General features: G+C 66.2%; 10 protein-coding genes. 3 read left to right on the forward strand and 7 right to left on the reverse strand.

Annotation, left to right across the window (positions count from 1 at the left end; all coding sequences use genetic code 11):
- Nucleotides 1-4: 4 nt before the first annotated feature.
- A complete protein-coding gene (gene queD, locus CYFUS_RS09430; protein WP_095984919.1) occupies nucleotides 5-403 on the reverse strand; it encodes a 6-carboxytetrahydropterin synthase QueD in 399 nt (132 codons plus the stop codon).
- A 327-nt stretch (nucleotides 404-730) separates the two neighbouring features.
- On the opposite strand from queD, the gene CYFUS_RS09435 reads away from it, so the two are divergent.
- Genes CYFUS_RS09435 through CYFUS_RS09445 form a run of 3 tightly spaced genes read left to right on the forward strand, consistent with a single transcriptional unit; the run spans nucleotide 731 to nucleotide 4,907 of the window.
- Nucleotides 731-2,134 carry a circularly permuted type 2 ATP-grasp protein gene (locus tag CYFUS_RS09435; protein WP_420042703.1) on the forward strand — a complete coding sequence of 468 codons (1,404 nt, stop codon included), beginning with the start codon at nucleotides 731-733 and terminating at the stop codon, nucleotides 2,132-2,134.
- On the forward strand, nucleotides 2,131-3,129 hold the full coding sequence (locus CYFUS_RS09440) for an alpha-E domain-containing protein (RefSeq protein ID WP_095984921.1): 999 nt from the start codon (nucleotides 2,131-2,133) through the stop codon (nucleotides 3,127-3,129). The genes CYFUS_RS09435 and CYFUS_RS09440 overlap by 4 nt, the downstream gene beginning before the upstream one ends.
- Before the next feature lie 11 nt (nucleotides 3,130-3,140).
- Nucleotides 3,141-4,907 carry a class II glutamine amidotransferase gene (locus CYFUS_RS09445; protein ID WP_095984922.1) on the forward strand — a complete coding sequence of 589 codons (1,767 nt, stop codon included), beginning with the start codon at nucleotides 3,141-3,143 and terminating at the stop codon, nucleotides 4,905-4,907.
- On the opposite strand, the gene CYFUS_RS09450 is transcribed toward CYFUS_RS09445, so the two are convergent.
- The 6 genes from CYFUS_RS09450 to CYFUS_RS09475 all read right to left on the reverse strand — a co-directional run bounded on the left by CYFUS_RS09450 (nucleotide 4,908) and on the right by CYFUS_RS09475 (nucleotide 13,432).
- Nucleotides 4,908-5,513, reverse strand: a complete 606-nt coding sequence (locus CYFUS_RS09450) for a cysteine hydrolase family protein (RefSeq protein WP_095984923.1) — start codon at nucleotides 5,511-5,513, stop codon at nucleotides 4,908-4,910.
- 30 nt (nucleotides 5,514-5,543) lie between these two features.
- Nucleotides 5,544-6,596, reverse strand: coding sequence for an SMP-30/gluconolactonase/LRE family protein (locus CYFUS_RS09455; protein ID WP_095984924.1), 1,053 nt, complete (start codon nucleotides 6,594-6,596; stop codon nucleotides 5,544-5,546).
- A gap of 161 nt (nucleotides 6,597-6,757) precedes the next feature.
- On the reverse strand, nucleotides 6,758-7,948 hold the full coding sequence (locus CYFUS_RS09460) for an SMI1/KNR4 family protein (RefSeq protein ID WP_157758355.1): 1,191 nt from the start codon (nucleotides 7,946-7,948) through the stop codon (nucleotides 6,758-6,760).
- Between the two features lie 14 nt (nucleotides 7,949-7,962).
- Nucleotides 7,963-8,493: a hypothetical protein gene (locus CYFUS_RS09465; RefSeq protein WP_095984926.1), complete on the reverse strand. Its 531-nt coding sequence runs from the start codon at nucleotides 8,491-8,493 to the stop codon at nucleotides 7,963-7,965.
- The gene (locus CYFUS_RS09470) at nucleotides 8,484-12,533 is read right to left on the reverse strand and encodes a DUF6531 domain-containing protein (protein ID WP_095984927.1); all 4,050 of its coding nucleotides are present in this window, start codon (nucleotides 12,531-12,533) and stop codon (nucleotides 8,484-8,486) included. Before CYFUS_RS09470 ends, CYFUS_RS09465 begins: the two co-directional genes overlap by 10 nt.
- A complete protein-coding gene (locus CYFUS_RS09475) occupies nucleotides 12,530-13,432 on the reverse strand; it encodes a hypothetical protein (protein WP_095984928.1) in 903 nt (300 codons plus the stop codon). The genes CYFUS_RS09470 and CYFUS_RS09475 overlap by 4 nt, the downstream gene beginning before the upstream one ends.
- Nucleotides 13,433-13,515: the final 83 nt, after the last annotated feature.

Raw genomic sequence — 13,515 nt, forward strand, 5'->3', positions numbered from 1 at the left:
GACGTCAGCCCTCGGCGGCGAACACGGTGCACGAGGACGTGCAGGTCTCGGCGACGCGCACCTTCGTCACGCGCGTGCCGGGGATGTTCATGCGCTCGAAGACCCAGGCCGCGAGCAGCTCGCTCGTGGGGTTCTCCAGCCCGGGCACCTCGTTGAGCAGGCGGTGGTCGAGCTGGGCTTGCAAAGGCTGCCAGGCCGCGGTCAGCTCGGCGAAGTCCACCACCCAGCCGTACGTGGGGTGCACGGGACCGCGCAGGGTGATCTCGATGCGGTAGCTGTGGCCATGCACCCGCGCGCACTTGTGGCCGGGGGGGACGTGGGGGAGGCGGTGCGCGGCCTCGAAGGTGAACTCCTTCGAGATTTCCGTGATGAGGGGGGGCTTGCTCAAGGTCGCGGACTCCATATTCGGGCGGCCTTGTACCCTCATTCCGTCGCATGCGTCGAGCAAGCGTTCCCCCTCGGCTCCAGCCCGGCTCGCCCGGGTTGCAGCCGTCGGGAAGGGGCTCTGGCCACCCGGGGCGGTGCGCGCCCGTCGACATTCACGGAAGCGGGGGGGCCCCTCCCTGTACGCCCGCGGGGGAGGTCTGTACACTCGGGTTGACGCACGGCGTCGTGCGTTCCCGGGCGCTGTCGTCCGGGCAGCGGAGCCCCCCTCTCGATGAGACAACCACCGCCCGAACCGGGACTCTTCGCCGGCTACACCCCCACTCCGGGAAGTATCGATGAACTGATGGGCGCCGATGGAATCGCCCGCCCGGACTTCCAGAAGCTGCTGAATGTGTTGGGAGCTCGCTCACCCGAGGACTTCTCCCACATGCAGACGCTGGCCGAGCGGGCCCTGCTCAACCAGGGAGTGACGTTCTCGGTGTACTCGGACCGGCGCGGCACCGAGCGCATCTTCCCCTTCTGTCTCATTCCCCGGATCATCTCGGCGCCGGATTGGACGCACCTGGAGCGCGGGCTGGAGCAGCGCATCCGCGCGCTGGGCCTGTTCCTCGACGATGTCTATGACGGGCAGCGCCTGTTCTCCGAGCGGCCCGAGCTGCGGGACATCATCCTCAACACCCCCCTCTACCTGCCCAGGCTCCGGGGCGTGCGGCCCGCGGGGGGCGTGCGCATCCACATCGCGGGAATCGATCTGATTCGCGACGGCCAGGGCACGTTCCGGGTGCTGGAGGACAACCTGCGCACGCCCTCGGGCGTGTCCTACGTCATGGAGAACCGCATCCTCTCCAAGCGCGTGGTGCCCGAGGTGCTGGAGCTGGCGCGGGCGCGCCGCGTGGACCACTACCCGGCCCGGCTGGCGGAGACGCTGCGCGCCGTCTCTCCCGAGTCCCCCGACAGCTCCACCGTCGTGGTGCTCACCCCCGGTCCCTACAACTCCGCCTACTTCGAGCACAGCTTCCTCGCGCGCACCATGGGCGTGCCGCTGGTGCACGGTGAGGACCTGTTCGTGGAGGATGACCGGGTCTTCCTGCGTACCACGCGGGGCCCGCGCCGGGTGCACGTCATCTACCGGCGCATCGACGATGCCTTCCTGGATCCGGAGGCGTTCCGGCCGGACAGCATGCTGGGGGTGCGAGGGCTCCTGCGCGCCTGGGCCGCGGGCAACGTCACCCTGGCCAACGCGCCGGGCAACGGCGTGGCGGACGACAAGGCGACGTATGCCTTCGTGCCGGACTTCATCCGCTACTACCTGGGCGAGGAGCCCATCCTCGAGCAGGTGCCCACCTACGTGTGCGCCCGCGAGAAGGATTGCCAGTACGTGCTCGAGCACCTGGGCGAGCTGGTGGTGAAGACGGTGGACGAGGCGGGTGGCTACGGCATGTTGATGGGGCCGCAGTCGACCCAGGCCGAGCGCGACGAGTTCCGCCAGCGCATCCTCGCCCAGCCCCGGCGCTACATCGCCCAACCCCGGGTGGAGCTGTCCACGTGCCCCACCTGGGACACGGCCTCGCGCCAGGTGGTGCCGCGCCGGGTGGACTTGCGGCCCTACATCCTCACCGGTCCCCAGGGGCCGTGGGTGCTGCCGGGAGGCTTGAGCCGCGTGGCCCTGCGTGCCGGCTCCTACGTCGTCAACTCCAGTCAGGGGGGTGGTTCCAAGGACACCTGGGTGCAGAAGGAGGCCGTATGATCGCCCGCATCGCCGAGCACTGTTTCTGGTTGGGCCGCTACCTGGAGCGCGCGGAGAGCACCGCCCGGGTGTTGCAGATGACCGAGCAGCTCTCGCTGGACGCGGAGCTGGCCTCGGAGCACTGCTGGACGCCGGTGCTGGCCGTCTTCGGCGAGCGCCAGGCCTTCGCCGCCCGCCATGGCGTCGAGGCGGAGGCGGATGGCGAGGCCGTGCAGGGCTTCATGACCTGGGAGGAGAGCAACCTCTCGAGCCTCGTGAGCATCCTGTCCCAGGCGCGCGAGGGCGCGCGCACCATCCGCGAGGTGGTGAGCCGCGAGTGCTGGGAGGTGACGAACGAGCTGTACCTGTGGCTGGTGGGCGGGGCGGGACAGGAGGAGTACGCCGTGTCGCGCTTCGGCTTCTACCAGCACATCCGCCGCATGGTGCAGCTGTGCCTGGGGCTGTTTCGCAGCACCATGCTGCACGACACCCCCCTGGACTTCATCTGGCTGGGGGTGATGCTCGAGCGCGTGGGGCAGACGGCGCGGCTGCTGGACGTGCACCATCACGTCTTCTCGGGGATGAAGCCCAGCCACCTCGTGGTGGAGACGGCGCTGTGGCTGTCCCTGCTCCGGGCCTCCTCCGGCTTCGAGCCCTTCATGAAGACGCACTCCGGCCGGGTGACGGGGGACGCCGTGGCGGCCTTCCTCCTGTTCGACTCGCGCTTTCCACGCTCGGTCCACTACTGCCTGGACTCCGCGTACCGCTACCTCGTGCGCCTGTGTCCCCCCGACGTCGAGGGACAGCCCGGCAGGGAATCGCTCGCCTTCATGCTCCCCCTGCTCGCCGAGCTGCGGCCCCAGGCCCTGGCCCGGCCCGACGCCACCGTGCACGCGCTGCTCACCCGCATGGTGGAGGGGACGGCGGAGCTCTGCTCGCTCATCTCCCAGGAGTACTTCGGCCGCAAGCCGGTCATCCCCGACCAAACGCTGGGCGCGCAGGTGATGACTGGTTAGATTCGCGCGCCATGCTCAACCTGCTCGCGCTGTCCTTCGAAGGAGAGCTCGCCCCCAGCCTCGACCTGCGCTGCCTGGCTCCAGGCCGCAAGCCGCCGGATGGCTGGGGCGTGGGTTACTACCCGGGGGGCGAGCTCGCGGCCACCCTCCTGAAGGAGGCCGCTCCGCACGCGGGCAGCATCCGCAGTGAGATGGTGCGGACGTGGGATCCGCTGGAGTCCTCCATCTTCCTGCTGCACCTGCGCACGGCGACGTGGGGGCCCATCACCGAGGCCAACACCCAGCCCTTCTGCCGCAGTGCCTGGGGCCGCGATTGGATCCTGGCTCACAGCGGCAGCCTCGAGCAGCGGCTGCCCATTCCCCCGGAGGCGCGCTTCCAGCCGGTGGGCTCCACGGACTCGGAGGCGCTCTTCTGCCGCCTGCTGGAGTGGATGCAGGAGCGGGGCTGGCGCTCGCTGGGTGAGGTGGACGCGGCCCAGCTTCGCGGCTGGTTGGAGGAGATGAATGGCCTGGGTCCCCTGACGCTGGTGCTCTCGGATGGGCTGGACCTGTGTGTCTACGCGGACCGCACCTCGGCCACCCGGTGTTGGGTGTGGCAGGTGTCTCCGCCCTACGAGCGGCTCATCCTGGGCGACGAGGAGCTGGAGTTGGATCTCACGCGGCGCGGGGCCAAGAGCCGCAAGGGCTTCATCGTCAGCACGGATCCCCTGGACTCGCGCACCGACACGCCCGCGAACTGGACGCAACTGCCCCCGGGCGCGTTGATGGTGTTCCGCCAGGGCGCCGTGCGCGCCGAGGTGCTGCCGCCCTGGGCGCAGGAGGCGGGCGCAGTCCCCTCCGCCGCCGCCGCCGAGTTCGAGGCCCGCCGCCGTCTGCGCCGCCCGCCCGAGGCCTCGGTGCGGGTGATGGACGTGCACCACCGCACCGTCTACCGCTACGCGCAGCCCGTGGAGCGCAGCGCGCACAAGCTGCGGCTCACCCCCTACCATGACCGGCTCCAGTCCCTGCTCTCGCACGAGGTGACGCTCTCCTCGGGGGTGACGCGCTCCGAGTACGAGGACGTCTTCGGCAACCGGGTGCGCAAGGTGCTCGTGGAGACGCCCTACACGGAGCTCGTCATCGAGGGGCGCTCGCGCGTGGAGCTGCGCGACACGGATCCGCTGGGCTACCGCCCGCTGCGCGAGCGCTCGACGCTGCCGCTCGTGTGGATGCCCTGGCAGCGCAACATGCTCCAACCCTACCTGCTGCCGCCGGAGCTGCCGGAGACGCAGTTGGAGGAGCTCGTCGAGTACGCGATGAGCTTCGCGCGCCGCAACGACTTCGATCTGCTGGACACGCTGCTGGACATCAACTTCAGCATCTTCAAGGAGTACCGCTACGTCCAGGGCTCCACCACGCTGAGCACCACGCCCTTTGACGTGTACTCGGCGCGCCAGGGCGTGTGTCAGGACTTCGCCAACGTCTTCATCTGCCTGGCGCGGTTGCTCGGCGTACCCGCGCGCTACACGTGCGGCTACATCTACACCGGGCCCAAGCACGCCAACCACGCCCAGTCCGAGGCCACGCACGCCTGGGTGCAGGTGTATCTGCCCGAGGTGGGCTGGAAGGGCTTCGATCCCACCAACGGCATCCTCACCCAGACGGACCACGTGCGCGTCGCGGTGGGCCGGCAGTACTCGGACTGCACGCCCACCGCGGGCACCATCTTCCTGGGCGGAGGCGGCGAGAAGCTCGAGGTGTCCGTGCGCTGCGAGCCCGTGGAGCCCGGGGCGAAGTGATCACTTGCTCGACGGAGGGCTCTTCTTCGCCGGTCGCCGGTTCCCGGTCTTCACCTGTTTGACTTCATCACCGCGGCAGACGCGCACGCGCAGGAACTGCTGGAGCTGCCGCAGCGCCAGGTCATGGTCGGTGTCGCTCTCGGCGCAGCAGCAGTCGCTGAGCACGGTGAGCTTGTACTCATACATGTGCGCGTCGTGGGCGCTGAAGAAGACGCACAGATTGGTGGCGATGCCCGAGAGGATGAGCTTCTTGGTGCCCAGGTGCTGCAGGAGCGGCACGAGCGACGTGGCGAAGAAGGCCGAGTGTTTGGGTTTGAGGATGAAGTAGTCGTCCGGGTCCGGCTTGAGGGCCCGCGCCACCTTGCGGCCGCGAGCGCCCGGGCGCGTGCAGTACTTGTAGACATCGCTGAAGCTGCTGCGCCAGTGGTCGAAGTTGTCATTGACGTAGATGACGGGCACGCCCTCCTCGCGCATGCGCTGCGCGAAGGGGGCGAGCCGCTCGACCATCCGCTCCGCCCAGGGGAGCACCCGCTCCCCGCCCGGGAATTCCAGATCGTTGATGACATCGATGATCAACAACGCGGTGTCGGAGCGCTGGTCGGGCACGGGGACTCCTCCGGGCGGTGCGCGGAAGGCTCAGGGCGTGAAGCGGTAGATCTCGTACGGGCCGCGCTCCGCGGGGGGCAGGTGGATCTGCGAGGTGGTGACGTAGATCTTCCCATCGGGGCCCTGGGCGAAGCTGTCGGGCCAGCGCAGGCGGTTGTCCTGGATGAACTGCGTGTAGGCACCGCCGGGAACGTAGCGACGGATGGAGCTGTCCTCCAGGCCGCCGAGCCAGAGTGTCCCGTTGCGGTCAAACATGATGCCGTCCGGGGCGACGATGGTGTGCACGCGCTCGATGCGCTGGGCGAGCGCCTCGTCGTTCTGCTGGGCGTCGAGCAGGGCCGCGGTGGGGATGCGCCACAGCACGTGGCCGGTGAGCGCCGCCCAGTAGAGCGTCTCGCGGTCCGGGGAGAGCGCGATGCCGTCGGACTGGATGAGCTTCTTCATCGTCCGGCCCATCACCGTGAGGGGCTTGTCCTCGGCATGGGTGGAGGGGTGCTTCGCGAGCACCCGGCGGGCGTTGCCGCTCTCGAGGTTGAGCACCACGAGGCCTCCGGCCGCCGAGTCGGTGAGGTAGGCGACGTTGCGCTTCGTGTCGAAGGTCACGTCATTGAGATAGCTGTCGCCGGAGGAGACCTCGGGCGCGAAGGTGTAGCTGCGCACCAGCTCGTCGCGGGTGAGGTCGAACTGGTGGAGCCGGGGCGGGGTGATGACGCCCTTGAACTGGGGGTTGCCGGTGTCGAGCACCCAGAGCCGATCCTGGTCGTCGATGACCACGCTCTGCACCGCAGTGAAGCGCTGGGGATCCTGCGTCTCGGGCGTCCAGGTGTTCCAGGTGGCGTTGGGATAGGGGACGATCTCGCCGTTCTTCAGCTCGCCGACGGAGACGGGGACGTCCTCGGACCAGCGGGGGAAGTTGACGAAGATGCGACCCTTCTTGGACACGGCGATCCCCGTCCACTGACGGGGCGAGCTGGCCACCAGCTCCAGGGCGGGGGAGGACGTGGATCCCTGGGAGGAGCCAGGGGCCTGGTGGGCGCAGGAAGCCATCGCGAGCGCGGTGATGGCCAGGAGGAACGAACGCATGGGGTCTCCATGGAATGAGGGGACCCGAAGATGGGGATTTCCTCCGCAGCCCGCCACTGTTTCGGTGCGTCAACCCCATGCTGAACCACATGATGTGCGGGAGAGCCACGTAACCGGATCAATCCCACTCGGGACGACAGGCGGCCAGCGCGTGCGAGGCATCAACCGCGCATGACACGCTCGGTCCAGGGCAGCTGCCCGTCGTGGTCCCAGGCGTAGCGCAGGTCCGCTACTTGGTCCGAGAACCATTGGTGCAAGGGCTCATCTGGGCCATAGACAATCTCATCACGCCCCAGGCCACGCACACGGCCCTGGGCATCCACGGCCCAGAGAACCTGCCCTCCAGCCGCCTCGCCGAACACCACCCAACCCAGCTCACGGCGATACCAGGGAAATTGCACCAATTCCTCATTGCGGCTCACCAGGGAGCCCTGTGCGCCCACACCATGAAGCACGAGCGCGCCCTGGAAGAGCCGGGCCCCGTTATGGCGGGCGAGCAATCGGCGCAAGGGCTCAGGGGGAGTCAACCCCAACCGGTTGAAGGCGTGTGCGAGTTCCGCATCGCTGGCTTCAGCGGAGAGCGTGTGCTGGTAACGCTCCGCCTCGCCTTCCACTCGCGCGAGCACCTCATCCAGGCCGGGCGCCTCAGGCGGTGGCTCTTGCGGCCCCAGCCGGTGGCCGGGCTGCACTGGTCGGGCGTGCGATTCCCCCTCCCAGGTCACCCGGTCGATGCGCAGAACCGGAGCTTCGAGATGCTGCTGGAGGGCCAGGAAGACATCTCCCCGGATGAGGAGGGCCCGCCACCAGCTACGCGGTCCATTGAACCATGGAGACCAGCAAACGGAATGCCCGGACCACCCTCGTGCATCGAAGCGAACGGGGGTAAGGGGAACACCATTGAGCCGCTCGTCCGTGCCCTGGGGGTGGAAGGTCTGCGGGTTGAGCCGATTGAGGCGGAGTTGTGTGTCCAGCAGAGGCCCCGTATGGCCCTCGGTGTCCAGCCGGTAGAGTCGGTGGCCCGCCACACGGTGGGGGGTCACGTGAGGCACGAGCGTGGCCGTCCACCCCGTGGCTCCCGCGGCCTCCAACGCCCGCACGAACCGCTCCGAGCACACCAGGTCCGGACCACCGCCGGGCTCCATCAGGTCATGCAATGGCGCCAACTTGCGATCGATGAGGCGCTCGCGTGGGCGCAGGGGGATTCCATCCGTGTCCAGGGGGACGGGTTGTGCGGGCCCGAGTTCGGCCAGTTCCGGTCCCACCACCGGAACCAGCCGCACCCAGTCCTCCGCTCTCACGTCCCCGCGCTGCTCCAGGGGACTCCACTCGCTGACCACCCGCTTCCAAGGCATCTCATTCGCCATGATCAGTCGAGCCTAAGCACCTTCATGTCCTTGCCGGTATCGGCGGAGACCTTCGGAAGCTTCCGCTTGGGCTCCAGCACGAATTCATAACCAGCGTGGACGATCTGTCTCTTGCGCCCTTTCGTTGCCATGACCCTGAAACCGCGCACCGTCACGGCGTAGATGCCAGGGTGTATTCCCGTATCCTTCCAGGATTCAAACTTATTGCTCCACTCCTTAAGCACGAGCAAGTCCGCGACGACCAACTGCTCCACCACTCGGAGGGCGTACTTGCCATTCTCCACCAGCACCTCTCCCGGCGGTGCATAGGGCTCCGAAGACAGATGGACAGCGACGTCGTAGCCGGCGTCGTCGATCGCCAACACAGGGACGATGAGACCCTTGGAGAGCACCTCATCCCCCTCCTCAGTGGATACATAGCGTGTGAAGAGGTCCGTCCCCTCGCGAATCCTGCCCCCATAGTGCTGGCGCAGCGCGGAGGGATCGAACAACACGAGCCCGTTGAAATCGGTGTCGACTCTTCCTAGGTGCATTTTGGAGCCTTCTTCCCCACCTGCTCACGATTCCACTTCATGAGTCGGTTGAACGCCTGCAAAGGTGTTACGTTGCGGGCGAGAACCTCCCCCGTGGCAGGGATGCGCAGATCACCGCGCATGGTCATCCCCTTGAGCCCCTTACGGAGCGCGGAAAAAAGTTGCTTGTCAGTGCCCTTCCAGGGTCCCTGGATCTTGCCCAACTGGGGCTTCACTGCGCGGTGAAGTTCCTCGTGCATACCAGAATGATAAGGCGTTGGGAAGAATGTTGGGGTGTTGAACTTGGTACCTAGATGCTGGAGGCCCAGGCTGTTGGCCTTGCCACGAGGAACGAGGTGGTGACCCATGCCATTGGGATTCCAACTCCATGGCATCTCGCCCAGGGGGTCCAGGAAAGCGAGCGGATCGATTGTATAAGCGTAGGCGTTCAACCCTCCAACCAGTCCCAGAGGATCCGGAGTCGTGTAGCGGCCCAGTTCGGGGTCATAGTAGCGGAAGCGATTGTAATAAAGCCCCGTCTCCGAATCGGCGTATTGCCCAGGCCACCTCCATGGACAGTCCGTCCGTGAGGTATCGGGCATACCCACTCCAAAAACATCGAGTTGCATGGACCAAGCGAGTTGGCCTGCGACATCATAGAGTCCGATGGGTGTACCGAGGTGATCAGAGCTCACGCAATAATGTTGCCCGCCTTGTACCTTGACAAGCGGAGCAAAGCTCTCCGTGTCAAACACCCATGTCACTGGCTCTTGCTCGTCTTCCAGTTCGTGAAGCACGACCTGGCCATCCCACAACCATCGAGTTTCCCTGGCTCCGACACGCTTGCGGACACGGCGCCCCAGAGCATCGTATGTGAACGAGACGAGTTCACCTGTGGGAGTCACCACCTCTTTGAGCAGACCCGAGCCATTGTACCGGTAGCTCCAGCGTGAGCCATCAGGACGCACCTTGGCCACCAGGTTGCCATCCACGTCATGAAGATAACGGGTGCCATCCGCCTCCTCGAGGATGTTGCCCGGGCCGTAGCGCCGGTCCGAGCGGTCCATTTGGCGGAACAGATTGCCACTGACGTCCACATGTCTGAACTGCCACGTACCGTCAGGCAGGTGCGCTGCGGTCAGTTGACCGAGAGGGTCATGCTGAAAGCGGGTCGTGCCACGCAAATCGTCCGTCAAGGACAGTAGGCGATCCCTGCTCCGCCAATGGAAAAGTGTTGCATGAATTCGTCCCGGTCCATTGTGCACCTGGCGCATCTCGGGGCGGCCAGCAGAATCATAACGCCAGGAGATGGCCACACCTCCAGGCAGACGGCGCTCCAGTTCACGCCCCAAGGGATTGCGCAAGAAGTCGAGCCTGCTCGTGTTGGCCTCCGCCTCGACGCCCAACGAACGGAGATCACCCATGGCATCTCTGACAAACGTAGCCTGCAGCCCCAAGGAGGATGCCAGCCGGCTCCGCTCGCCCGATGCGTCGTATTGCACGGCTACCCAGTGGTCGCCCTGACTCTCGCGCAGGAGCCGGCCAGCAGCATCATACTCGAACCGGACAGTCCCTCCCTCGCCCACTGCCTCTACGAGTGAGCCATCCAGTTGGTAGGCCAGACGCTCCTCTCCACCACCCGAATAGAGTCTGTGGACAAGGCGGCCCGCCTCATCATAAGTGCACTCCGTGGTGGAACCGCTGGGCCGTTGGATGCGAACCAACTGGCCTGCGCCATCGTACCCATAGCAGAATGGGTGCTCATTGGCGACATACTCTTCTACAGGAAACCCTCGAGGATCGAGTACGAAGCGGGTCGCATGACCGGCCTGATCCCTTACCTCGAGCAGGTGACCCTCGGTATCATATTTCAGGCGTATCGTGCTCCCGGCATCCTGCCGCCATGCCAGCCGATGGAAGCCCTGATAGCCAAAGCGAGCCTCCGAGTCATTATCTTGTAGCGCAACCAGGTTCCCCTCGGCATCGTACTGGAACCGACTCACGTTACCGTCTGGTTCTCTTGACTCGACCACTCGACCCTCTGCGTCGTAGCGCAGGTGATGGGCACCACCTTCTGGCTCCGCGACCTTGATGACTCTCCCCAATCGATCATGGGTGTAGTGTGCCTCGGCGCCATTAGCGAGTTGAAGACGCGAGATACTGTAGGAATTGTCGTAGTCCAACGCCAGTCGGGCACTATTTGGGTAGACAATCTGCCGGAGCAGACCCCTTTCGTAGACAAAGCGCGTCCGCTCCCCCAGTGGATCTTCGGACCACAGCATCTGGCCATAGGAGTCATGATTCCAACGCCAGGTATTGCCGCGGGGATCCACAATCACACTGGGATTCCCTTGCTCATCATACTGGATGGATACCTTGGCGCCATCAGCGCCCTCGAAGCCAACGCAGTTACCCCGAGCATCATACGTATAGCGTTGGACGCGCCCAAGCGGGTCCACTTCCTTTACCAGGCGCAGGGCGTCATCATATTCGCGTTGCCAGACATTGCTCAGCGGGTCCACCTCCTTCACCACCACGCCGCGCCCATCGGAGTAGTAGGTGGTGGTGTGGCCCAGGGAGTTGGTGACCTCGGTGACGCCCCTCTCCTTGTCATAGAAGAGCCGGTGATCATGGATGCCGCCGTCGCCCCAGGTGTGTACGCACCAGGCCTCGGCTCCCTGGCCGTCGTACTCGAAGTGGAAGCTCAGGCCCGTGCGGTCGGTCTCGCGCACCAGCAGGTGGCCGCTATATTGGTAGCGGGCCGCATGCGCGAGCGCGTCATGTGCCTCCACCAGATCTCCTGCCTCCGAGTACACATAGCGGTTGTAGGGCACGAGGCCCGGCTGCGTGGGGTGAGGCAGCCATGTCCTCACCAGCCGCCCCTTGGCGTCGTGTTCGAACCGTAGCCGCCTCCTGGCGCTGTCCACCACCCACTCCAGCCGCCCACGGCTGTCATACTCGTAATGAATGGCATGCCCGGCCCGGTTGCGCGTGCGAGTCACCCGGCACAGTCCAGGGTCCTCGCCCCCGACAAAGCGCAGCTCGTGCACCAGCCCATTCGCCAGTTCCACGCTCCACTGCAGTTCCCCCATGCGCCGCAGGGTCAGCCGGTCCATCGGCTCGTACACCGCCTGGCCCAAGGGCGCCCGTTGCCTGGGGAACTGGCTCATATCGAACGCGATCTCCCTCCCATCCTCCGCTCGGTACACCACCTTCCCCTGTTCCTCCCACACCGCCAGGTCCAGCGAGTGGCTCCAGCCGTGGCCCACCGCCGAATCGCGCTCGCAGAGGCTCGAGGAGTAGTTGCGCTCGAACTTGAGCGGAATGGGGCCCGGCAATTCCCAATCCACCGCTTTGGTCACCGCCCGCCCCGTCACCACGTCCACGGGGTGTCCCGTCAGCGTGCAGATGGCCTTGTGAATCCGATCGCGCGCCCGCTCGCCCAGTCCCACCTTGTCCATGACCTTGTTCGCCGCCTTGTGGATGCGGTCGGACACGTCACTCATCTTCCGGCTGGCCTTCTGCAGATTGCGCAGCTTCTTCAATCCCTTGAGCAGTGCGCCCAGGGCCAGCTTCATCATCAGCCCTGACAGGGAAATCGTCGGAGGCCCGCCCACTATCACCGGGGGACCCGCCGGAATGGACAGGGCAATCGAGGTGGGAAGCAGCAGCGTCTTGGCGCCCGGCCCCTTCTTGCGCGGCGGCGAGGGCATGCCGATGTCCTGGCAACTCAGCACCGGCAGCGTCATGTAGGTGAAGGGCTCGTCGTCCACCATGACGGTGGAACTGCCCATGAAGGTCTCGTTCTCGTTGCCAGGCGGCTTGGCGAAGACGCCTCCAATGGGGAAGTGGGGAGGCAGTGTCACTCCGCCCGTACCCGCTTGCGCTCGCGGCAAGCCGTTGACCAACACCGTGGAACCGATGATGGGGATGTAGTCGAACGGGTCGAAGACAATGCCGATATGCGGGTGGGGAATGGGCACCACCGCCCCGGGAGGGGTAATGATGAAATGGATGTCGATTCCCAACACCGGGTCCAGGTGCTTGACCGCAGGCATCATGCCGCTTGACCTCCCGCGGCCTGGGTATCGGGCCGCCAATCGTTACCCAGGAGCGACTCGGCCTCGACTTCCAGACGCCGCGCGGCGGCCTCCCCCTGGCGAGCTTGGCCCAGCCGCACCCGGGCCTCCGCCACATAGGGCAGTGTCGAGGTGGAGCGTGCCTCTGGCTCGAGCGCCAGCCCTACGCTCCAGGCCTGCTCAGTGGCTTCCCAGGCCTTGTCCAGTTCATGGACGGACTCCCGGCAGAAACTCGCCATGCGCCAGCACTCCAGCTCCAGGCGCGCATCCACCAATTTTCGCGCCATGGGCGCCGTCTCCTCGTAGAGCACGGCTGCCTGTGCCCACTCCTGCATCGTCACCAGCACCGCCCCCATCGCCATGCGAGACTTCAGCCTCAACTCGGCCCCCTGGACCTCGCCCCTGGCCTCGGCATCCACCGCGGCCCCCTCCGCCTTGCGGTAGTGCTCCAGCGCCTCCGTGGGCTTGCTGGCCACCAGGAGCGCCGCACCCATGGCCCAGCGCGCCGCCACCACCAGCGCCGGCCAGCCCTCTCCGGCCGCCAATGACGCCGCTTCCTCCCCCAGCCGCGTCACCAGATTGAGTTCGCCGCGGCCCGCCGCATTGCCCAATCGCACCAGCAACTCCCGGTAGCGCCCTCCCGCCGGATCCAGGCCCGCTGCCCCACGAGCCACCTCCTCCATCGCCCCTGGCATGTCCAGGTCCGCCACGCTCGTCCTGACCCGCTTCGGCTCCGCCCGCGCCAGCGGCTCCAACACCCTCACCCGCACATCATCCAGCACCACCACCCGCACATTCGGCGAGCGCAGGTACGCCAATGCCTCGTGCAGCCACTGCCACCACGCTTTCGCATCCGCCACCTCGCCCGGCACCAGCACCACCGCTAGAACACCGACCGATTTGATTTTTTAGTAAAATCAGGGATTTACGTGAGGGGGTGGACAACAGTGGCTGAATTTGATCA

The organism is Cystobacter fuscus (genome assembly GCF_002305875.1).
GTDB classification, from domain to species: domain Bacteria; phylum Myxococcota; class Myxococcia; order Myxococcales; family Myxococcaceae; genus Cystobacter; species Cystobacter fuscus_A.

What these genes read in the sequence shown, in the direction of transcription:
- CYFUS_RS09440 (WP_095984921.1), top strand. Translation starts at nt 2,131, where the DNA reads ATGATCGCCCGCATCGCCGAGCACTGTTTCTGGTTGGGCCGCTACCTG.
- CYFUS_RS09465 (WP_095984926.1), bottom strand. Translation starts at nt 8,493, where the DNA reads ATGCACCTAGGAAGAGTCGACACCGATTTCAACGGGCTCGTGTTGTTC.
- CYFUS_RS09435 (WP_420042703.1), top strand. Translation starts at nt 731, where the DNA reads ATGGGCGCCGATGGAATCGCCCGCCCGGACTTCCAGAAGCTGCTGAAT.
- CYFUS_RS09470 (WP_095984927.1), bottom strand. Translation starts at nt 12,533, where the DNA reads ATGATGCCTGCGGTCAAGCACCTGGACCCGGTGTTGGGAATCGACATC.
- CYFUS_RS09455 (WP_095984924.1), bottom strand. Translation starts at nt 6,596, where the DNA reads ATGCGTTCGTTCCTCCTGGCCATCACCGCGCTCGCGATGGCTTCCTGC.
- queD (WP_095984919.1), bottom strand. Translation starts at nt 403, where the DNA reads ATGGAGTCCGCGACCTTGAGCAAGCCCCCCCTCATCACGGAAATCTCG.
- CYFUS_RS09460 (WP_157758355.1), bottom strand. Translation starts at nt 7,948, where the DNA reads ATGCCTTGGAAGCGGGTGGTCAGCGAGTGGAGTCCCCTGGAGCAGCGC.
- CYFUS_RS09445 (WP_095984922.1), top strand. Translation starts at nt 3,141, where the DNA reads ATGCTCAACCTGCTCGCGCTGTCCTTCGAAGGAGAGCTCGCCCCCAGC.